This window comes from Laspinema olomoucense D3b (assembly GCF_025370785.1).
Taxonomy (GTDB): Bacteria; Cyanobacteriota; Cyanobacteriia; order Cyanobacteriales; family Laspinemataceae; genus Laspinema; species Laspinema olomoucense.
The window spans coordinates 1-22,625 of record NZ_JAMXFA010000010.1; the positions used below are offsets into that span (position 1 = coordinate 1).

The 22,625-nt window shown below is 48.1% G+C and carries 15 protein-coding genes; 8 read left to right on the forward strand and 7 right to left on the reverse strand.

Annotated features, from left to right (window positions below):
* Positions 1-190: 190 nt before the first annotated feature.
* Positions 191-1,159: a hypothetical protein gene (locus NG792_RS09285; RefSeq protein ID WP_261235271.1), complete on the forward strand. Its 969-nt coding sequence runs from the start codon at positions 191-193 to the stop codon at positions 1,157-1,159.
* Entirely contained in the window at positions 1,152-2,045 is an 894-nt protein-coding gene (locus NG792_RS09290) for a DNA-methyltransferase (protein ID WP_261235272.1), read from the forward strand. Before NG792_RS09285 ends, NG792_RS09290 begins: the two co-directional genes overlap by 8 nt.
* Before the next feature lie 236 nt (positions 2,046-2,281).
* On the opposite strand, the gene NG792_RS09295 is transcribed toward NG792_RS09290, so the two are convergent.
* The 4 genes from NG792_RS09295 to dnaK form a co-directional block, all read right to left on the reverse strand.
* Positions 2,282-4,426 carry a response regulator gene (locus tag NG792_RS09295; protein WP_261235273.1) on the reverse strand — a complete coding sequence of 715 codons (2,145 nt, stop codon included), beginning with the start codon at positions 4,424-4,426 and terminating at the stop codon, positions 2,282-2,284.
* Positions 4,427-4,783: 357 nt separating this feature from the next.
* A complete protein-coding gene (locus tag NG792_RS09300; protein WP_261235274.1) occupies positions 4,784-7,651 on the reverse strand; it encodes a sensor histidine kinase in 2,868 nt (955 codons plus the stop codon).
* Positions 7,652-7,989: 338 nt separating this feature from the next.
* The gene (locus tag NG792_RS09305) at positions 7,990-8,997 is read right to left on the reverse strand and encodes a J domain-containing protein (protein WP_261196745.1); all 1,008 of its coding nucleotides are present in this window, start codon (positions 8,995-8,997) and stop codon (positions 7,990-7,992) included.
* 180 nt (positions 8,998-9,177) lie between these two features.
* On the reverse strand, positions 9,178-11,403 hold the full coding sequence (dnaK, locus tag NG792_RS09310; protein ID WP_261235275.1) for a molecular chaperone DnaK: 2,226 nt from the start codon (positions 11,401-11,403) through the stop codon (positions 9,178-9,180).
* A gap of 655 nt (positions 11,404-12,058) precedes the next feature.
* On the opposite strand from dnaK, the gene NG792_RS09315 reads away from it, so the two are divergent.
* Complete coding sequence (locus tag NG792_RS09315) at positions 12,059-12,322, forward strand: hypothetical protein (protein WP_261235276.1); 264 nt, start codon at positions 12,059-12,061, stop codon at positions 12,320-12,322.
* A 43-nt stretch (positions 12,323-12,365) separates the two neighbouring features.
* Here NG792_RS09315 and NG792_RS09320 read toward each other — a convergent pair whose 3' ends face one another.
* Positions 12,366-12,530, reverse strand: coding sequence for a hypothetical protein (locus NG792_RS09320; protein WP_261235277.1), 165 nt, complete (start codon positions 12,528-12,530; stop codon positions 12,366-12,368).
* A 623-nt stretch (positions 12,531-13,153) separates the two neighbouring features.
* Here NG792_RS09320 and NG792_RS09325 point away from each other — a divergent pair.
* Positions 13,154-13,789: a VanW family protein gene (locus NG792_RS09325; protein WP_261235278.1), complete on the forward strand. Its 636-nt coding sequence runs from the start codon at positions 13,154-13,156 to the stop codon at positions 13,787-13,789.
* A 414-nt stretch (positions 13,790-14,203) separates the two neighbouring features.
* Complete coding sequence (locus NG792_RS09330) at positions 14,204-15,511, forward strand: DNA cytosine methyltransferase (protein ID WP_261196753.1); 1,308 nt, start codon at positions 14,204-14,206, stop codon at positions 15,509-15,511.
* Positions 15,512-15,920: 409 nt separating this feature from the next.
* Here the strand turns inward: NG792_RS09330 and NG792_RS09335 are convergent, their stop codons facing one another.
* Positions 15,921-16,283: a response regulator transcription factor gene (locus tag NG792_RS09335; RefSeq protein ID WP_261196754.1), complete on the reverse strand. Its 363-nt coding sequence runs from the start codon at positions 16,281-16,283 to the stop codon at positions 15,921-15,923.
* A gap of 1,113 nt (positions 16,284-17,396) precedes the next feature.
* On the opposite strand from NG792_RS09335, the gene pds reads away from it, so the two are divergent.
* The 3 genes from pds (at position 17,397) to NG792_RS09350 (ending at position 21,343) form a co-directional block, all read left to right on the forward strand.
* The gene (pds, locus tag NG792_RS09340) at positions 17,397-18,779 is read left to right on the forward strand and encodes a 15-cis-phytoene desaturase (protein ID WP_261235279.1); all 1,383 of its coding nucleotides are present in this window, start codon (positions 17,397-17,399) and stop codon (positions 18,777-18,779) included.
* 100 nt (positions 18,780-18,879) lie between these two features.
* A complete protein-coding gene (gene crtB / locus NG792_RS09345; protein WP_261235280.1) occupies positions 18,880-19,806 on the forward strand; it encodes a 15-cis-phytoene synthase CrtB in 927 nt (308 codons plus the stop codon).
* Positions 19,807-20,275: 469 nt separating this feature from the next.
* Positions 20,276-21,343 (forward strand): EAL domain-containing protein, encoded by a 1,068-nt coding sequence (locus tag NG792_RS09350; protein WP_261235281.1) that lies wholly within the window; start codon positions 20,276-20,278, stop codon positions 21,341-21,343.
* A gap of 229 nt (positions 21,344-21,572) precedes the next feature.
* On the opposite strand, the gene NG792_RS09355 is transcribed toward NG792_RS09350, so the two are convergent.
* The gene (locus NG792_RS09355; protein WP_261235282.1) at positions 21,573-22,112 is read right to left on the reverse strand and encodes an RNA recognition motif domain-containing protein; all 540 of its coding nucleotides are present in this window, start codon (positions 22,110-22,112) and stop codon (positions 21,573-21,575) included.
* Positions 22,113-22,625 lie beyond the last annotated feature (513 nt).

Sequence of the window (22,625 nt, forward strand, 5' to 3'; positions counted from 1 at the left end):
CTGTTTATTGGTGCAGGAATAGGGGCCTCTTGTTCATTTACCCCCCCTGCTTTTTATAACTTTTTCAGCAAACCCTAATATAGTTCTTGTAAAACTCTGAAATTTGCAAACCCCGCCATTTTTAATGGGTTAATGCCACTCTAGTAATAATGATGGCCTAATCAGCCAAATAAAATCAGCAAAACTTAGTATGAATAAAATTATAGTTCATCAAGTAGATATTACCCACTACCGCTTAATCGAACTATCCAAACTGGCTGATCAAGCTAAACCCTTTTATGATTGGGTCGAAAAGACTGCCAAGAGAATAACAAGCTCCCATCAAGAATTAAATGCAATTTTGATGTCAGCCCATAGAGCGCAAATCGAATCTATTATTTATGCTTGCTATCTAGAATCTGAAGAAAAACGCCCTTTGCTCTTTGATGGAATTGGAAGAGTTTACCCACACCCCAAAGCCTGTTTCTACTTTTTTGCCTGGATGATTAGAGATGCTCCTCAGCAAAGACTAGCCCCTCTAATTGCTCGCATGAGAAAGCTAGAAATTCTGGATAAAAGAGGTGCAGAAACCGATACACTGGTTGAATTAATACTGGAATATAGATCATTCGTCCGCAGTTTTGATTGGCTGACAGTCCGAGAAGTGGTCATTGATCGCCTAGAAGGTTCACGGCGAAGCATCAAAGGTCATCACCTAGAGGCGAGTGTCAGAACCGCCTTAATTACAGCCTTCCAAAACTATTTTGCAATCTATGGCAACTATGGCAAGTACCAGCAAATTGCTATAGCAGATAAACAGATTAAAATTGGTAACCATACCGTCGATGTTTCTGCTGTCCTGACCCCTTTAGAGGGCAACTCAACAGAAACAATCTTGTTGCCCATTAAAACGAGAGAAACGGAAGGGGGCGGCCATGCACATCTATTCACCCGAGATATAATGGCTGCCGTAAGTAAGCTAAAAGCCGATGATAGCCGCTATCATATCATCGCGGTCATTATAGCACAGAATTGGTCGGTTTCTGAATTAGGCAATATTAATGCTCAGATTGACAGAGTTTTTCATTTTAATATGAATCCTAACAATTTTCTAGGCTTTGATGATAGCACTCAAATTGAGTTCAACAAATATATTCAAAAAATTTTAAATCATGGATAATCTTACCTCCATAATCAACACAGTCATTCACGGAGACGTCCGCACTGCCTCTCCAATCATTCCCGAGAACTGCATTCAAGTAATCATTACTAGCCCTCCCTATTTCGGCCATAGAAACTATACGGGAGAAGAAGATTGTCCCGATGAAATTGGCAGAGAACAGACCCTCGATGATTATATTGAAAACCTAGTCACTTGCTTTACCCGATTAAAGCCTAAATTGAAAGAGAATGGATTACTCTGGGTCAACTTAGGCGACACCTACAGAAACAAAGAACTCATAGGCGTTCCTTGGCGGGTCGCATTTGCATTAAAAGATAGCGGATGGATTCTCCGCAGCGATATCATTTGGAAAAAGCCCAATGCCATGCCTTCATCGGTTAAAAATCGACCGACCACCGAACATGAATACATCTTTCTCTTTTCTAAAACCAGTGACTACTATTACGATGCTGATGCCATCCGGGAACCTCATGTTACTTTTTCCGAACACTCAAAAATGAAAGGTGGAAGGAATCACTTTGGCAAACGAAATAGCACCCCAGAAAATGGTAAAAACTCAGGAAATCAGAACCTCCATGATAGCCGATGGGATCAAGCGTTTCACCCGAAAGGCAGAAACAAGAGAACCGTTTGGGAAATTCCCCTAGGGAAATTCAGAGATACCCATTTTGCAGTCTATCCAGAACCCTTAGTCGAAATTTGCCTATTGGCCTCCACTCAAAAAGGCGATATTGTACTAGATCCATTTACCGGGTCCGGGACAACGGGCGTGGTAGCACTCAAGCATGAAAGAAAATTTATCGGTTGTGAATTGGTCAAAAAATACCAGGAAATGGCGCAAAAAAGACTCGATGAAACTATTATTCAACCGAGTTTATTCTAAGTTGGCCCACGAGAACTAATTCCACCCCTATTCAGCAACCAAAAAAAAGGTTTTTGCCATAATTTTGCACCTAATCCAGACATCTATAAAAACGATTTTTCCAACTGGATTGGGGTTCAGTTATTTGGGAATTAGAGCGATAAATTTTTTCAAAAAATCGGGCTTGTTTAGCTCTTTTTCTTCTCGGCTGAGGTGTAGGTCTGATTTTCCTGCCCCTAGAGTAACGGAAAGAGGTATCATCCAACTTTTTGGTGCTGACAAGCTTCAGCGATCATGGTGCGAATTTCGGTGCAAAGACGATCAAAACTTAACCCTTGTTTTTGGAGAATGGTTTGGACTGAGCCTTTGAGTTGCAAATACTCTTGGGGAGTAATATCTTTTGCCGTCATGACTACGACGGGAATCGATCGCCACAGGGGATATTGTTTTAAAGCATTTAAAAATTCAAATCCATCCATTTCTGGCATCATCAAATCCAGTAAAATCAAATCCGGGGGATGAGCGGCGATCGCCTCTAAACCTCGACGACCATTCTCTGCTACAAGAGTTTTCCAGCCGTGGTTCTCCAAGACGCGCTTGAGGAGTTCCCGAGTCGCCGGATCATCTTCCACAATCAGAATGGATTCCACGGGACCTGTTTCTGGAGAGGATTCTTCTTGGCGTTGCTGATATTTATGCAGAAGTGCGATCAATCGATGGCGATCGATGGGTTTAGTCATGTAATCTGAAGCACCTAGAGCCATCCCCATCGGCTTATTATCCATCATCGTCAGGACAATGGTAGGGATATCGGCAAGTTCTGGGTCAGCTTTCAGGGCGCACAGAACGGACCAGCCATCTTGATGAGGCATCATCACATCGAGGGTAATGGCATCCGGGTGCAGTTCCTTCGCCAGTTCTAATCCCCGATCGCCTGTGGAGGCGACTGCCACCCCCCAGCCTTCTTTCCTCAAAAACCGCTGCATCAGCTCATGAACCGTAGGGTCATCATCAATCACCAAAACCATTTTTGCCGTCTCTGGGAGTGCATCTAAGTCTGCCGTGGAGGAGCAATCCTGTTCTAGGTTGGGGAGGGTTTTAACTTGTGCGGGCAGGAGCATCGTAAAAGTAGACCCTTCTCCCTCCCGACTGGTGACCGTAATATCACCCCCCATCATCTCACAAAACCGCTTGGCGATCGCCAATCCCAGGCCCGTCCCGCCATACTTCCGGGTAGTGGAGGCATCCGCTTGAGTAAATGCCTCAAATAACCGATTGATTTGCTCCGGTGTCATCCCAATTCCTGTATCCTTGATTTTAAAGCAAATCCAATCGGATTCAGAGTGAGGAACTCCTGGCGTTAAATAGCCCGTATCTGTCGGTTGTGCGAGCACTGCACAGAGGACCGCATCGGCAGAATCTTGGGGTTGAGGGTTGGGGATGCGGGTGACTTCCAGGGAAATAGTGCCATTTTCTGTAAATTTGGCGGCATTGGAGAGGAGGTTAAATAAATTTTGTCTAACTTTGGTTAAGTCAGCCCACATTGAGCCAAGTTCCGGCGCAAACCGAACAGCGATCGCATTGCCATTTTTTTCGATTAGGGGTTCAATGGTGCTGACCACTTCTTGGAGGGTAGGTTCAATGTCGAAGGGTTCTAAGTACAGTTCCATGCGACCCGCTTCAATCTTAGACAGGTCGAGGATATCGTTAATAATCCCGAGTAAATGCTTTCCGGCACCGTGAATTTTTTGCAGATCCAAGCTCAAGTCTTGTTGGCCCATATCTTCGGCATCTTCTTGTAACATTTCACTGTAACCGAGGATGGCATTGAGCGGGGTCCGCAGTTCATGACTCATATTCGCTAAAAATTGACTTTTAGCGCGGTTGGCAGCGATCGCCGCATCTTTTTTCTCTTCTATCGTTTGGTTTGCCAGTTGGAATAGCCGAGAGTGAGCGACTAAGAGGATATGTAAGTCTAAAAATCGCACTTGTCCATCGGGGAGGACCAGGGCGATCGGTTCATAAGCTTGGTGGGGGTCCCGGGCCAGGGCAATATCAACCGCTTTGTGGATTTTACAGGATGCCGGGAGATGCAGGGGCGGGGAATAGATGCCCGATTTGATTTCCACCGTTTGGATCGTGTTCCACAGGACGGACATGGGGCGTTTGAGATAAATTTCTAATCCGTAGGGACGACTAAGCCATTCAAAAAATTTCCGGCGGGAAATGATGCCTGGGGGTTGTTCATCGGAAATAATCATCACCCCGGGTAACTCCGGGTGAGTTTGAAATGCATGGCTGACAACCTGTCCCAGGGTAGAGGCGGGGACTTGAAAATCATGGGAAGGTAAATCAGCTAAGGTTGAATCCAGGGTCAGTTGGTCTTGTTCTGGATAAAGCACGATCGCAGTCCTCCCTATACTGACACGGGAACAACTGGGCTGAATCGGAACCCTAGGGGGACCGGGTTGCAACCTAGGAGTTTTACAGTAGAAACAGCCGCACCCGATCGGGTGGGGCTATGGGAAAAAAGCCTGCCTGCACGGGCTAAAGAGGAAAGGAGGTCTTTGACAACCGGATGGAGGATGAGTCGGGTCACTTGAGACTGTCCCTTGCCAGTTGTGGCAAGGGGAAGTGCTATATGCCTACTTTCTTTTCTTAACCCGAGCTCGGTTTTAACCCCTATCATCCTTCCCCTCCTTCAACTGGATACTTTTCACAACAATGCCTGAACTCGTCAGCGGTTTTGGGTGGTTGTGTTATTCCATTAGGTTAGCGGGAAACTGAAAGCGGTAAGGTAGACGGACTGTAAAGGTTGAGCCCGACCCGATTTCGCTAGAAACCGAGATCGCCCCTCCCATCATTTCACAGAATCGCTGCCCGATCGCCAGTCCCAAGCCAGTTCCCCCATACTTGCGGGTGGTACTGGGGTCAGCCTGAGTAAAGGCATTAAAAATCTGCTCCATCTGGTCCGGTGTCATACCAATTCCGGTATCACTCACCCGAAATTCAATCCAGTCCGGGGGAGGATTGGGGGGAAATATCCGGTCGGGAATCAGTCTCACTTCTAAGGTAATTGTCCCATTTTCCGTAAATTTAGCGGCGTTGCTTAATAAGTTTAACAGCACTTGCTGAACTTTATTTACATCCGAATACATTTGGCCCAGATGGGGGGGAGCATTAACCTGGAGGTGATTGCCGTTTTTCTGAACTAAGGGGTGAATGGTCACCACTGCGGCATCGATCACTTGGGCAACCTCGAAGGTTTCGAGGTAAATATCCATTTTACCCGCTTCAATTTTGGAAAGGTCAAGAATATCATTAATTAGGCTCAAGAGATGCTTTCCTGCAAACTGAATCTTTTTCAGGTCAGGAATAAAATCGGGGACGCCAATGTCTTCGGCTTCTTCTTCGAGAATTTCACTATAGCCCACGATCGCATTCAGAGGAGTCCGCAGTTCATGGCTCATGTTCGCCAAAAACATACTTTTGGCTTGGTTGGCAGCTTCGGCAGCTTCTTTGGCCTGGTAGAGCATGATTTCTGCTTGTTTGCGACTGGTAATGTCTCGAATAATGACGATAATTTGGTTTTCCAGCAAAGGGAGAAGTCGCGCTTCAAAGTATTTGATGCGATCGTTTATTCGTAAAGCATATTCTCGATAAACTAAATCGCGATTTTCTTTAACTTCCTGCAGAGCTTGTGTAAAGGTTTGACTGACAGTGGAGGGGAGAACTTCATGAATTTTACAGCCTAGGAATTGTTCCGGATGCCGGTAAAGGTCGGATACTTTGCCACCTTGATAATCTAAAATTGTGGCATTGGTATCTAGTTTAAAGTATAAATCCGGAAGGGCTTTAAAAATGGCTTGCAGTTCCGAGGTTGTATGGTATAATTTTTGTTCATACTGTTTGCGTTCGGTGATATCTCGGGTAATGGAGACCACACAGGGAACGCCCTCTAAGACGATGGATTCGGCACAGAATAAGCCGACTCGGATTTCCCCGGACTTCATTTTAAAGTGGATTTCGCGATCGCTGACTCGACCCGAGGTTTGTAATTCGTCAATACAGGCGCTTTTTTCGGCTTCATAGACCCAAACATTCAGCTCAGTCGAGTTGTTGCCGATGACTTCAGCCCACTCAAAGCCGGACATTTCTAAAAAGCGATCATTGACCTCAATATAACGCCCTTCCGCCAGAGTAGTAATGGCGATCGCATCAGGAGAAGCGCGAAAGGCTTTGGAAAACTTTTCCTGAGAGACACGCAAAGCTTCTTGCGCCCGTCGGCGATCGGTAATATCAGTTTGAGACCCGGCAAACCGATAGGGATTGCCCGAAGCATCCCGAACCGCCATCCCCCGAACCAGCATCCACAGGTAAGACCCATTTTTATGCAAGATGCGATATTCCGTTTGTAAGTGAGGGCTACGTCCTTTTAAGTGGGCGTGGATATCGCCTTCGACTCGTTCCAAATCATCGGGGTGAATGCGACTGAACCATTCATCGGGGTTAGACCCGAGTTCGTGGGGATGACAACCGATCGCCGACTTCCACCGGGGGGAAAAATAGATTTCTTGGGCCTTCAAATCCCAGTCCCAGATGCCATCATTGGCCCCGGCAACGGCGATCGCATACCGTTCCTGACTCTTCTGGAGGGCCGAGGTGGCCCGTTCCACTGCTAACTGCATTTCCCAAGGTTTTCTGACCCAGATAAAGGTCGATAATCCACAGGAAAAGGCTAAAAAGCCGCCGAGAGAGTACAACCAGCCAATGGGTCTACTTACGGGCCATCCGCCCAAGGGAACGGCGGCCATTTGCCAGGACCCGCTAGGTAAGGAAACATCTAGGAGAATCGGGTTACGATTAAACAGGTCTGGATCCCCGAAAAATACTGCCCCTTCGGACCCTAAGCCATCTTGTCCGCGAATGGCGTACTCCACGGGAATGGGAGTATTAAAGCCAGATGGAGCGCGGGCGGGTTGGCGTCCTGTAGGAGTGGCGATCGGCTTATTGACTGGGAGGAGTTTGGCATCGGTGAAGATCACCTCCGGGTCAATGATGATCGCCACCAGACCCCAGTAAGCACCCTCACCGGGACTATCGGGGGAATATAGAAAAATGGGAGTGCGACTAACGAATGCCTTACCCCCCTGAACTAACGGCGTCGGACCGGCAACGACGGTAGTTTTACTTTGGATAGTGTGCTGGACAATTTTCTGAGTGACTGGATGTTCCAGGAGATGGAGACCCAGGGCGCGTTCATGACCCTCGAACGGATAAAGATGACTGATAATATTATCTTTAGCCAACTGAATATTCAGAATCCCCGTTTGCTCAGAGACCATGACTTCAGCAAGGCGCTGAAATTGTTGAGGGGTAACGTTCGGATGGTTAGAAACGTAGGCAACCAGACCCCGAGTAATAAACAGTCGGGAGTTCAAGGCCCGTTCGAGTTTAGCTCGCTTCGTACTGAGTTGAAGCAAGACGTCGGCGCGATTTTGCTGACGGTTGCGTTCGATTTCCGACTTAGCCAGGGCCCAAACTCCGGCTACAACCAGGCCAGCCGAACAGACAGCAGCAATGTAAGGTGACAATCGCGATCGCATCACGCTCTCATGTTTATTCAATATAGTCCCAAGTCAGCGATGGATAGTTGAGGAACGCAAGAGCTGATAGCCCTTTGGCCCTTACAACTGAGCCAGATATGTGCCTCTTCTGCCTGTTCTTAGCCCCTATAGATCGGGAGATTGTAGACTTTGGCAATTTTCAAACCCCAAAAGTTAGGGGTTTGAACATTTTCTTCCCATTAGCTTATCCTATTTCCCCAACGGATTGTAGAGAGTGGAGGGAAATCATCTCACGGCAATGCTATAAAAAACTATGGCCGTTTCATATTGTATTTAAGGCTACTCTTTTGGGCGGAGGCAACTGAAGGAAATGCCTGCGCCCTCACCCAGTCTTATCCCTAGAGAAGCAAATCCTGACGCGGCTTAAACGTTTCAATCTGACGCAATTTTTCGTAGAGTTCTCGTTCCTGGTCCGTCACCTGTTTGGGTACGGCAATGACAATTTCTACGAGTTGGTCACCCCGCTTGCCATCGCCGGTGGGATAGCCCTTATTAGCAAGGCGCAACCGTTTACCCGGTCCCACTCCTGGGGGGAGAGTCATTTTCACCAACCCATCCAAGGTCGGTACTTCCACTGCCCCACCGAGGACCGCCTCACAGGGGGAAATGGGCAGAACACAGTAGATATCTGCACCTTCAACCTTAAAAAACCCGTGGGGGGCAACAGTGATTTTTAAATACAAATCCCCCCCATTCATGCCTTGACCGCGTAGGCGAATCCGCTGACCCGTGACCATTCCCGTGGGCATCGTGACTTCCAGCGATCGCCCATCTTCCAGGCGAATCCGTTCCCGACCCCCGGTATAGGCTTTTTCCAGGGGTAATGTTAGACGCGCTTCCACATCCCGGGGGTTAGGACGGGCCGGAATAGTGTAGGCGGTTTTGGTCGTGCGCGGTTGAAAGGCATCGCGATCGCTGGCCGTGGTGGTCGTCCCTACCCCCACCCCAGCGGTCCGGGTTTCCCGACGGCCCAGGAGTTCATCGACAAAGCTGTCAAAATTGGCATATTCCGAGAAATTGCTCGAACTGCGAGGTTCCTGGGACGACCCTGCCGCAAACGGATTGCTGCGACTGTTCCAGGTTGGGGGCCGCACCGCTGTGCGCCCTTTAAATCCTTTCTTGCCCAAAAACCGACTAAATTCGTCGTATTGCGCCCGCTTGTTCGGGTCCGAGAGGACCTCATACGCTTCCGAGAGGTCCTTAAATTTTTCCTCGGCGGCTTTATTGCCCGGATTCAGGTCGGGGTGATACTGCCTTGCCAGTCGCCGGTAGGCTTTTTTAATCGACTCCGTAGAGGATTCTTTCGTCAAGCCGAGAATTTCGTAATAATTGCGCCAGTTCTGCATATCCGCGATTTTAGACGTTAGATTTTGGATTGTTATCAATTAGATGGACGGACGACCTTGGAGTTATGGGGGGGACTGCGGTTGGGTTGCCGCTGCCACGGCGCGAGGGGACCCTACCGAACCGCCCTCACCCTCACCAAAGCGCGATCGCAATCCAAAATCGTTCGCGCACGCTTGATTTTACAACCACTCTTCATCATCATCATCCCAATCTTCATCCTGGTAGGGATTATTGTAACGGTTTGGGCTACTTGTCCCGGAGACCGAGGACCGTCCCCGGCGTCGGGGTCCGCGACTGTCCCCGGGATAAAAGTCTCGCGGTTGGGATCCGCGATTGTCTGCGGGATAGATTTCTCGGGATTTGGGTCCGCGACTGTCTGCGGGATAGATTTCTCGGGATTGGGGTCCGCGACTGTCTCCGGAATAAAGGTCACGGGATTGGGGTCCGCGACTGTCTCCGGGATAGATTTCTCGCGGTTGCCGATAAGCAGTCTCGAAGAAATCATCTTTCACCGAGTCTCGTTCCGATCGATCTTCGGTAAAAGCACGGCGGATTGAGCCAAAAATACTCTCTTCCTCTTCCGTCTCTTGAGTGCGCCGATAAATTTCCCGGTTCAGTTCATAGACTGCATCTTGAAGGTCAGACTGGGCTAAGTCAATTCCCCGTTCGTCTCCCCGTTCTAAACTCTGGCGCAGATCTCGGATGGCGGTTTCAATCCGTCCGCGATGGGGGGCCACAAATTGGATTCCATAATCCAAAGTCGCCTCTCTGAGTTGACGTTCCGCTTGATAAGCTAAGGCTTCGACTCGGTTGCGTTTTTCGACTCGTTCCCGGCGTTCGCGATCGACTTGGGCATATTCATCGGCCTCTTGAATCATCCGCACCACTTCCGATTCGCTGAGGGTAGATGCCCCCTGAATCACCACACTCTGCTCACGCCCGGTCATGCGGTCTAAGGCAGTCACCTGCAAAATTCCATTGGCATCCACATCAAAGGATACTTGAATTTGGGGAACTCCCCGAGGTGCCGGAGGAATTCCGGTCAATTTAAATCGTCCTAGGGATTTATTATCGGCAACCATTTCCCGTTCCCCTTGGACGATATGAATTTCTACAACGGTTTGATTATTCTCCGATGTAGAAAAGATATCAGAACGCCGCACGGGAATGGTGGTGTTGCGGGGAATTAATTTTTTCATGACTCCGCCGATGGTTTCGAGTCCCACGGAAAGGGGAGTAACGTCTAATAGCAGGACGTCGCGGATTTCTCCGGCGAGAATTCCAGCTTGGATGGCGGCACCTACGGCGACGACTTCATCGGGGTTGACGTTTTGATTGGGTTCGCGATCGATTAAGCTGCGGACCAGTTCTTTGACCAGGGGAATGCGGGTGGAACCGCCGACTAGGACAACTTCATCGATTTGGGCGGGGGTCATTCCTGCGTCGGTGAATGCCCGCTTGAGGGGAATGCGAAGTCGTCGAATGAGGTCGCCGCAGAGGGCTTCAAATTGCGATCGCGTGAGTTTGGTTTCGAGGTGTTTGGGTCCTTCTGCTGTGGCGGTGATAAAGGGCAGGTTGACGTCGGTGACTTGCACGCCCGAGAGTTCAATTTTGGCTTTTTCCGCTGCTTCAATCAACCGCTGCAAACTTTGGCGATCGCGTCGCAAATCTACATCTTCTGCCGTTAGGAATTGCTCCGCCAGCCAGTCTACAATTTTCTTATCGAAATCATTGCCCCCAAGCTGCGTATCCCCAGCGGTAGACTTCACCTCAAACACTCCATCCCCCACTTCTAGGATAGAAACGTCAAAGGTTCCTCCCCCTAAGTCAAAGACGAGAATGGTTTTATAATCTAGCTGATCAAAGCCATAGGCTAATGAGGCGGCTGTCGGTTCATTGATGATCCGCTTGACGTCTATCCCGGCAATCCGTCCAGCATTGCGGGTGGCTTGTCTTTGGGCATCGTTAAAATAAGCCGGAACGGTAATCACTGCGCCGGTTACGGGTTCTCCTAGATAGCGGCTGGCTTCATCCACCAGTTTCCGCAAAATCATCGCCGAGACTTCTTCGGCGGAGAAGTCTTTTTTGAGGCGAGGACATTTGATTTTGATGTTGTCCTCTTCATCGCGTCGGATCGTGTAGGGAACTCGCTTGGAGTCCTGGGAAAGTTCCGCATAGCGACGGCCCATAAACCGCTTGATGGCATAAAAGGTATTTTGGGGATTGAGCACTGCTTGCCGTCGGGCCATTTGCCCCACTAGCAGTTCCCCTTCTTTGCTAAAACCGACCACGGAGGGAGTTGTCCGCGTTCCTTCTGCATTGGCAATCACCACCGGCTTGCCTCCCTCCATTACTGCGACCACTGAGTTGGTTGTCCCCAGGTCAATGCCGACTACTTTGCCCATGCTGTTGTCTCCACCTCTCGTGTTTTACTGCTTGGATTAACAATTAAACTGTTTTTGGGTTGGTTGGCTAGTTGGAACTTTTTACAAGAAGCGATCGCCACGAATAGTGGCGATATAACAGTTAACCCTAAGTTGCAATACTCAGGATATTGCTTTTATGACTTTATTCTATCTTGCCTCAGCACTGTAGGGGTTTTAGCCTCAGTCCGGGCAACTCTCCTACAGGGTGGCTGGGAAAACCCCATCAGGACTTACGCAATCTGTAACAAGAATCCCTAAATGTAGAGGCGATTCGGGAATCGCCTCTACATTTAGGGTTGGTCCTCCAAAAATGCCTAAGTCCTGCTGATGCTGTAATGACTCCCCAGAATATCGGCTTTTTCTGGCTTGTGGGAGTTGACTTTTGGTCTTGAGTGGGTTTTCGGAGGCTAAACTAGAGATTGAGGAGTATTGCCGATCGCCTCGGTGGAGGGGGTTGGCTGGCAAGCAAAAGCATTGATGGTGTGAGGGGCGAGACTTACCGCTTCCCGGTGTTTTTCCTGGCTGCTGTACAAATGGTACGGTTTATGACCCGTTTCGGGTTCATTCAGGACGGATAGCTGGAGGAAGGTAAGCCACGAATCGACGTTAACGCATTATTCCCAGGAGTTGGAAAATGTCGTCGTTTGGATATTTTCGCCTAGAACCCCGGCCCGAACATATTCGGGCGGTACTTGAAGCCCTGAAGCAACAAGATGCGATCGCCCCCCAAGAGTTGGCTAAATTGTCTGGATTGACGTTAACTCAAGTCAAATGTGTACTGAGTGAATTAGAACTCAGGGCAAAAATCAAAATTCTCCGTCGCGATTCTACCCCCCGGGTCCGCGTTACCTTGGTGAAGCGATGGGAATGCAACAGTCCGGACCTCAAAACTTGTTAGTCTATTTCTCGATTGTGGGAATCTTGATTAAGCTTTGAAGCGTTTAGAACCCAGACCTATCTAGTAGCATATCCCAGAAAATGCGGCGGCGTCGCGATTTCCCTAATCTCGGCATCGCCTCTTTTTTGTCCCAGTTTTCAAAGGCGGCGATCGCTTTTTTGCAGCGGTAGGGAGCAAGATGCTCCCACTCCTTTGTAGAATTAGGCAATTCCTACAAGACTCCCTCTCTAACAATTTTCCTTTTTATAGATAAAAACTGCCCCTTCATTAACACAATAAGTAGAGGCGATCGCCTCACCCTGAGTTATAATCCAAAAAACCAATTGACTCCCGTCCATCAAACCAGTCCCCCTCATTTTTAGGGGAATTTTTCCATGCCTCGGTTAGCTATATTTCCAGCATTTTTTCAGGGTCCTATTTTTTCAAGCAGGGATATAGGCAGGATGAGAGACCGATAGGGACAAAAAATTGGGTTTTTGGCCCAGATTTGGGATTAAATTGCAGAGGTTAGGTGAAAAACCCGGTTTTTAGCCCTTACGGTAACGGTGTCTTAGGGGGAACTTTCACCCTTCTCGAAAGGGAGTCTATTTTTCCCAACAAAGATAATTTTAAGACAATCTGTTCCCGCATTCTTTACTATACGGTAAAACAATGAAGGCCAATTTATTCAAACCACTTTCCAAATTTAACCGGGCGCATCTTCTCACCAGAGTCAAACAAGTTATTCCGCCTTCTTCCAAGCGAAAGGGAAAACTTACTCAACGATACATAGTTGATTTAATCACTGGTAACCTGGGAAAGTTTGTAAAAAACCCCCGACTCTCACCCGGGATGCTAGAATTATTTGAATGTCAAATAATTGTTAAACAAATTATCCCTAATAACAGTTATTTAGAAAATAAAAAGCATAATTTAGCCACAGCGATCGCCTGCATTGAAAATGTCCCCATCCACCCGGGTCAAATCTTTTCATTTTGGCATTTAGTCGGAGAACCCAGCCAACAAAAGGGATACCTAGAAAGTCGGGCGATCGTCAACAATCAACTAAAATACGAGTTTGGTGGCGGTTTATGTCAACTCCCCGGACTCCTGTATGTTTTAATCCTCAAAGCCGGTTTAAATGCCCTAGAACGCCATCCCCATTCCCAAGATATCTACACCGAAGAAACCCGTTTCGCCCCATTGGGTTCCGATGCTACAGTAGTTTATGGATACAAAGACTTTCGATTTCAAAATACCTTATCCGTTCCCCTCTGTTTCCGCTTCACCCTGCTGCATGAAGCAATTATTGCAGAACTCTGTTCCACTCAACCCTTGGAAGAATTCAGCGTAGACTTTAAAGTAGAACAATTACCGGGGGGAATTAAGCAAGTGGAAACCCTCCGCTATTCCCAACTCACCGACTCCCGGGAAAAAATCACGACAACGATTTATCCCACCTTGGACCCTGATGCTGCTTTGTTGTAAGTTTATGGTATCAAATCTGAGGGCGATCGCACTCCTGCACCGGGTATTTTGCTCGAAAAAGCCAGAAACCCCCGGGTTTAAACGATATCAACTTCTGTCTGCAAACTTCATACCGTTATCACCTAAAGCGGGTAAATGCTTTTAAAAATCATTCAACTGGATAAGAATTTTTTGCTGAACCCACCAGCAAATTATCTAAACTCCATGCCAAAATAAATAAATGTGTGATGCAAAACTATGACTTTCAACCTACCGATGATATTTTAGAAAACTTGTGGCAATTGAACGGAGAACTCCCGGACAAAGAAGCGCGAGGCGAGTCTATTTTAGGTTTACAAGCCGCATAAAATTAGCTCAAAATCATGGTAGAATAGGACCTCATTTCCCCATACTTATGCAGGACCCGTCGCATTTATGAATCCCCAAATTAGACCGATCGCTGTAGATTTATTTGCCGGTGCAGGCGGGATGACCCTGGGTTTTGAACAGGCGGGTTTTGACGTGCTTGCAGCAGTAGAAATCGACCCGATCCATTGTGCCACCCATGAATATAATTTTCCAAAATGGAAAGTCTTGTGCAGAAGTGTGGTAGAGGTAACTGGGAAAGAGATTAGAACCCAGTCGGAAATCGGCAGCCGCGAGATTGATGTGCTTTTTGGAGGTCCCCCCTGTCAAGGCTTTTCCCTGATGGGTAAACGCGCTTTAGATGACCCGCGCAATTCCCTGGTGTTTCACTTCATCCGCATCGTGACTGAACTCCAACCGAAGTATTTTGTAATGGAAAATGTTCGGGGATTAACCATCGGTCCCCATAAGCAGCTTTTAGAAGAAATTATCGATAAATTTCACCACTGCGGTTATCAGGTTCTGACTCCCTATCAAGTGCTTAACTCGGCTTATTATGGTGTTCCCCAAAATCGCGAACGGCTCTTTTTAATCGGATGTCGCGAGGGATTGTCTTTACCGAACTATCCCACCCCCATTACCAATCCTCCGGGATGCAAAAAGTTACGCAATTTATCGGATCTGCCTGCAACGCCAACGGTTTTGGAGGCGATTCGAGATTTGCCAAGGGTAGAACAGTATGCGGAATTGCTCGATCGCGATTGGATTTCCTACAAATACCCACCCGCAAGTGCTTATGGAATTCAGATGCAGGCACTCTCTGCACCTTCTCACAATTACGCCTATCCCCGGGAGGGCGATCGCAGCATTCTCACCGGAAACCATCGCACCCAGCACACCCAACGCGCGATCGACCGCTTCAAAGCCACCCCTCCGGGCAAATCCGAACCCATCAGCCGCTTCCACAAGCTAAATCCCCAGGGATTATGTAATACATTAAGAGCAGGAACCCCCAGTAATCGCGGTGCTTATACTTCCCCTCGTCCCATTCATCCCTTTGAACCCCGTTGTATTACCGTTCGGGAGGCGGCGCGTCTGCATTCTTACCCCGATTGGTTTCGCTTCCATGTCACCAAATGGCACGGATTCCGCCAAATCGGGAATTCTGTTCCCCCCCTGTTAGCTGAAGCGGTTGCTACAGAGATTATCCGGGTGTTAGGGATAGCACCGATTTCTCCTTCGGTCCCGAGACTACTGGGAAATCCAGAATTGTTGGAACTGCCGATGTCTGCCGCAGCAGCACAGTATCAAGTTGATCCGCACACCATCGAACCGCGATCGCGCCGCCCCTTAAACCCTAAAGCATCAGTACCCTAAAGGTTAGAAACCCGATGTTTTGACACAATTGCTGCAAGGAGAGTCATAAATCCGGGCCGTGAAATCTAGTTTCGGGTCCCACTTATTAAATCCTGTACCGACGCCCTAGCTGACAGATAGGTCCCTCGTTTCCTGCTCACATCCCAGTTTCCTGGCTCCCTGGGTTCAGTGCTTCGGCCCTGGTATCTATACCAGTAGCTACATTGTATTTATCAAAAGCTCTAGGGGCGATCGCGATGCCAGTCTATCTTATATATACTCGCCCCCGCATAGGCTGGTTTATTCGTTTAAGGCCCCACTCCCTTTCCGGGTATGAAGCCGCGCCCACAATAGGAACCTGCCCTCGAACAGGCGAGGGCATCGGTGAGTTAACCGCTACTCCCGAGTCTGATGCCACCCCAGGGTCGGATCAGCGCAGAAGTTGTTTAATAGTTTGAATCAGTTCGGCGGGGCGAAATGGTTTCGTGATGTAGGCATCCGCTCCTTGTTTCATGCCCCAATATCGATCAAACTCTTGACTTTTGCTCGTACACATGATAACCGGAATATTCTGGGCTTTCGGGTCGTTTTTTAACCACCGACAGAGTTCATAACCGTTCATTTTAGGCATCACAATATCGGTGACGACTAAATCCGGAGGCTTAGCCTGAATTTGTTCTTTGGCTTCTAATCCGTCGGATGCTTCAATCACTTCCAAGCCGCTTTTTTTCAGAATGTCCGATACCATTTCGCGTACCGTACCGCTATCATCCACAATTAGAATTATACTCATCGCTCCCTCCGTAATTTCTGGTTCTAAAGGTTTGGCGTATAATTCATCGTTCTTTTAATGCCAAGATTCTGTTGGCAAGGTGAGTGAATTATTAAGAGTAAACCCATAAAACTTAACAAATTGATAATAATGGTTATTCTCTAGGGTCATAAATGGTCTGTCATGAGATTGTCCCGATCGCTACTCCTTTCTATTGCTCTGATCTATCCAAACCTGACGGGTCTATTGAGAGGATGCACCACTTCGTGAACTTGTGATCTCCGATGGAATTTGCTCTAGGAAGAGCATCCCTATTTGGGAGGCTGCAGGTACTGGCTCAGCCTTGGTTCTGATAGGATTCCGTTTGACAACAGGACTAGAGGGTGACTAGACCGTTGGGGTGGGAATCGAGCGGTTAGAACTGGCATGAGCAACTCTGTGTCCATTTGCGATCGCTTCCCTACATTATGGTTTGTCAAAACCCAAAGGATCTCTATCATCGCACGGGCCAAGCTCAGTGCGATCGCCAAATTCTGTTGAACACTGAGTCAAGACTACTGTTCTAAGGGGTTTATAGAATCGGGCGTGGAAAATGCCTAGACTCCTTAAACCCGAGTTGTCTGGACCCCTTCGCCTTTATGGGGTCACATTTCCGGCTCATGACACCAGTAAACAGAATCAATCGCCGATTATATCATTGATTGTAGGGCCGTCAACGAGAGCTCACTCAGGATTTCAGCGGTTCCCCAGGCAAAAATTCGGCAACAGTGCGGATGTAGCGCGAGATTTAGGTGTAGCCTTAGCTGTCGAGCTCTTACTCGGCAAGGAGGAGCTCCCGAGGCCATATTAAATAACATTTTAACAAAGTAGAATTGTCAAGCTGTAATTTTAATGGATAAAAACCGGGGTTGCTCTCTGGGAAAACGAGTGTTGATACTCAATTAACAAGAAGTTATCCCCGTTGTCCGAGGGGATTAGAGGGTGCGATGGGCGATCGCCTAGGGGATGGCCCAACTTTATTTTGCAAAAAGGCCGTGAAAAAAGAAAATGTAACAGTTTGCAAAGGTATAATGAGAGGCAACTCAAAAAACTTAACACTATCTTAAAGAATCTCAACGAGGGGATTATTAACCAATGCGCGTGGCGATCGCAGGAGCGGGTTTAGCAGGACTTTCCTGCGCGAAATATCTGACTGACATGGGTCATACCCCCATAGTCCTGGAACGCCGGGACGTCCTTGGGGGGAAAGTAGCAGCATGGAAAGATGCAGACGGGGACTGGTACGAAACTGGGCTGCACATTTTTTTTGGTGCCTATCCCAATATGTTGCAACTGTTTGGAGAATTAGGCATCGAAGACCGGCTGCAGTGGAAAGAACATACCATGATCTTTAACCAGCCGGAGGCCCCAGGAACCTACTCCCGGTTTGATTTCCCGGACCTGCCCGCCCCTCTCAATGGGGTGATGGCAATCTTGGGAAATAACGATATGCTAACCTGGCCGGAGAAAATTCAGTTTGGCATCGGCCTGATCCCAGCAATGGTGCAAGGGCAGAAATATGTCGAAGAGATGGATAAATATTCTTTCTCTGAATGGCTGAAACTGAAAAAGATTCCACATAGGGTCGAAAAAGAAGTCTTCATCGCCATGTCCAAGGCGCTCAACTTCATCAACCCCGAGGAAATTTCCGCAACCATCCTGCTGACAGCACTGAATCGGTTTTTGCAAGAGAAAAACGGCTCAAAAATGGCGTTTTTAGATGGATCCCCGACAGAACGGCTCTGTCAACCCATTGTGGACCACATTACCGATCGCGGGGGTGAGGTCCGGTTAAACGCACCAATTAAAGAGTTTTTGCTCGACGAACAAGGTGCAGTCCGGGGATTTGAGGTCCGAGGCATCGAGGGAAAACCTGATGAAATCTTGACCGCAGATATTTACGTCTCGGCAATGCCCGTGGACCCTCTAAAAGTGATGTTACCCAAATCTTGGTGGGAGTTGGAATATTTCCAGCAACTCAAGGAGTTAGAAGGGGTGCCGGTGATTAACGTGCATCTGTGGTTTGACTGTAAACTCACGGATATCGATCACTTGCTGTTTTCGCGATCGCCCTTACTGAGCGTCTATGCGGACATGAGCAACACCTGTCGGGAATATGCCAATCCCGATCGCTCCATGCTGGAATTAGTCCTCGCACCGGCGAAGGACTGGATTTCCAAATCTGATGACGAAATTGTCACCGCCACCCTGAAAGAACTGGAAAATCTCTTTCCCGATCGCTTTTGTGGTAACAAACCGGCTAAATTAATAAAATATCACGTCGTCAAGACGCCGAGGTCGGTGTACAAAGCAACTCCCGGACGCCAAAATTACCGTCCCTCCCAAATCACACCGATCCCCAATTTCTATCTGACGGGCGATTACACCATGCAACGTTATCTTGCCAGTATGGAAGGAGCCGTACTTTCTGGTAAGCTGACAGCGCAGGCCATTGCGAGCCGTCAGTCCCAGAATTAATAATTTTAGAATTTAGATATTAGTAGTGGCCTACAACTCAAAATCCCTGAATTCCCAACCCAGAATTCTGGCATCTAAAGACGCTCCTTGCTTGCAACCAATGCTGCAACTGTCCGAACAACCACGCATGAAAACGCTGGCTTCCTTAGACGACGCTTATGAGCTCTGTCGCCAAATCACAGCGAAATATGCCCGCACCTTTTACCTGGGTACGCTGCTGATGCCAGAAGCGAAACGGCGGGCTATTTGGGCGATATACGCTTGGTGCCGTCGCACAGATGAATTGGTGGACGGACCTGGAGCAAGGTTTACCACCCCAGAAACCTTAGATCTGTGGGAGGGTTACCTCGAATCGATCTTTGCTGGAGAGGCGATCGAAGATACTGATGTGGCGATGGTCGATACCGTGGAACGCTTTTCCCTGGATATTCAGCCCTTTCGGGATATGATTTCCGGCCAGCGCATGGATCTGTACCGCAGTCGCTATCAAACCTTTGAGGACCTGGAGCTGTACTGCTACCGCGTAGCCGGTACCGTGGGCTTGATGTCCTTGCCGGTGATGGGAATTGCGCCCGTGGTCCGGTCTTCTCCTTGGGAGACTGAGGAACCTTCGGACCCATCACAGGAGGCAGTCGCCCTCGGCATTGCCAATCAACTCACCAATATCCTGCGGGATGTGGGGGAAGATGCGCGTCGAGGTCGGATTTATCTGCCTCTGGATGAACTGGCTTTGTTTGACTACACGGAAGAGGACCTCTTAAATGGGGTCGTCGATGAGCGATGGCAGCAACTGATGCGCTTTCAAATTCAACGCGCCCGCAAGTTCTATGTCAAGGCAGAAAAGGGCATTTTAGCCCTGAATCCCGATGCGCGGTGGCCCGTCTGGTCCGCGACGATGCTTTACAGCCAAATTCTCGATGCGATCGAGCGCAACGAATACGATGTATTTCGTCAGCGCGCGGTCGTCCCCCGTTATCGCAAGATGATCTCTTTGCCTTTAGCATGGCTGAGGGCGCAAGTTCTGTAAGGAAACCTGGTTTAGATAGAGATTTTCGGCGATCGCATCCAGAGGAGATCGCAACCCCGCCATCAATTGAGCGCAAAAATGGAAGTTTGGCCTAAGCAAGCCAAACTTCCATTTTTTATGGCTACATTTTGCCAAGAAAAATTGACTGTGCTTTCGGAACTGCCTCGATTGTGGTAACGAACGAGGCATAGCTGAGTGGGTGTTCATTTACCTCTTGAGGAAGATGACAAAAGCCAGGAAATCCGGTCTTATCAAGAAAACCGTGACTAAAGATTTTTTCTGCTATTTGCACTCAATTCTCTGTGGTTCTTTCGGCGCGATCGCTTGTTTTCCCCCGCCTGAGCCGATGTTTTAGGGATTAGCCTACAGTCCGACCCAGATTGAAATTACAAGCTTTTCCAGCGGATAGGCTTTATCATAGATTACAAGAAATTTCTATTTCTTAACAAATATTAAAGATTTAAAAACTATGTGCTCTATGACTCTCTTAAGCGATCTGCCCAAACTGCTGATTCAGCCCAATGACGCGGCTACGGGAACCTGTCTGGCGAACCTGGGATTTCAGCCCGTTCCCGCAGTGCCCCTCCTGTTTTATCGCATCGTGACCAAGAGCCAACTCAAGGAGATATTCTGGCAATTGAGCAATCAGCTTGGAGAGATGGCGCAAAGCGCCTCGCGGTTCTGTGTCACCCAAATATCCTTAGACTCAACCCATCTACTGTTGGAATTTCTGAAAGCACAGCCGCTGATTTCAGTAACCAATTCCATCAAATATGCGTGGTTTTTGCGACTGCTGCTCCAACAAGGGATATTTTTTAAATATCAACCCATTTTTTGCCTAAAATCGGGTCAGATTACCGCTTATGAATGTCTTGCTCGCGCCCTGGGCGATCGCGGACAGTGCTACAGTGGCGGAATGTTAATTGAGGCGGCGATCGCCACGGATTTATCCAAGGAATTTGATGAACTGGCGCGGACTACTTGTATCGAATCCATTGGGGAGTTTAAGAGCGATCGCCAGTTTTTTGTTAACCTTTTACCTAATGCCCTCATTCAAAATCCGGACTCAATGGAACAGAATTTACAACAAGTTCTGGATTTAGGATTACGCCCGGAACAAATCGTTTTTGAATTAACTGAAGTGGAAGTTTTGGCACAAAGCGAAAAACTCCCGCAGCTTATCGAACGAATGCGTGCCTGGGGATTTGGAATTGCTGTTGATGATCTGTGTGGCTGTGTCTCAGTGGACCACTATGCAATGGAACTCCGACCTGATATCGTGAAATTAGACCGACGTTTGATTCACGGTTGTAGCCAGTTTACCCTCAAACAAACTTTAATCAAAAGTGTGCTAGAGTCGGCTCACTCTGAGGGAATTCTGGTTTTAGCTGAAGGCTTAGAAACCATTCAGGATATCCAATTTTGTCAGGAGTTGGGGATAGATTTTGGACAGGGATTTGGTTTAGCTCGTCCGGAGGCGCAACTCCAGCAACAGCAATTTGAGCGATGGGATTTAATGAGGTCTAAAGCCTCTTAGGGAAGCAGCGATCGCTTCTTTTTTTATGGATGCTCAGGATTATACAGGGTAAAAACCCCTTTGGAATTGTGGGGGTCCAATTCCCGTGGATGACTTCTACAAACCGAAAAAAGAACCGCGATCGCAGAAGGTGCGATCGCGGAAATATTCTGCCGAAAAACAATCCATCGGATTTTTTCCCCCTCTAACCCGTCACCTTGATGCAGATTTAGCGGGAAATTCCCTTGAATTAGGAGTTGCTGGCTTGAGCTGCCAACATCTGCTTGAGCTTTTCTAGCTCCCCAGCCCAACGAGGATCCGGTTGTACTGACTCCGAGTCTTGGCTGCCACTGCTGCTGCTGTTGCTGCTGCCCGTTGCGCGTTTCGACTTGTTGCCGCGAGCACCACCTCCACCGCCTCCGGTAGTGGGTTTAGCCACCTTACTTGCAGCAGGTGTGGGTGTGGGTGTGCTGGTTGTTTCCGTTGCCTCACCCGTCTGTGAGGTGGGTGCGCCTTCTTGTTCCTCATCACCTTTCCCCTTCTTGCGAGGCAATGCCTTTTCAATCTTCAAAGGGGTATCTTGGAACATATAACCGTTGAACTTTTCGATAAATTCGTCGGCTTGCTCGTCATTTTTCACGGTAACGAATCCGAATCCGCGACACTTGCCCGTCTTGCGATCGGTAATGACTTTAGTCGTCACAGAATCACCAGCTTCAGCAAAGACGTCTTGCAATTCTTTGCGATCGACTTCTTTTGGCAGATTACCTATATAAAGACGAATCGACATTCGAGATACCTCCTATCTTTTGGAAAATCAATTAAATACAAAACTTTCTTTGTTGACTCGATCAGTTAGTTCCTGCCTTCGTCGTTAACGACTTAAAGCGAGAGCTTTCCTGTCCTTTCATTACCCTTATATCGCACAAGGGTAAAAGGAACGGCTTGGCTTTTATCAATCGGTTCACTGTTGCTCACCCAACCCTAGGCCTACCCTATCGAAAAAAATACGCGCCAACACATTGCCTCGAACGCTTGTGACAATTTGGTGAAATTTTAGGGAGGGCATTGGATCTTTCAGGATTCCTTTCTTCTGCTTTTGATAAAAATCTGCTGTAGGAAACATATCCTCTATCCGGGGCTTCCAAAGCACCGACGAGCATACTACCGTTCTCCTTAATACCACCTATGTAAACTTCAAACGGCTCAAGTGTAAAGTTGATGCGTTTCTCAATATGGGCACTCTCTTACTCACTCTAACAGAAATGGGTGATTATCTCCCATCCCATTACTTTTTTTGGCC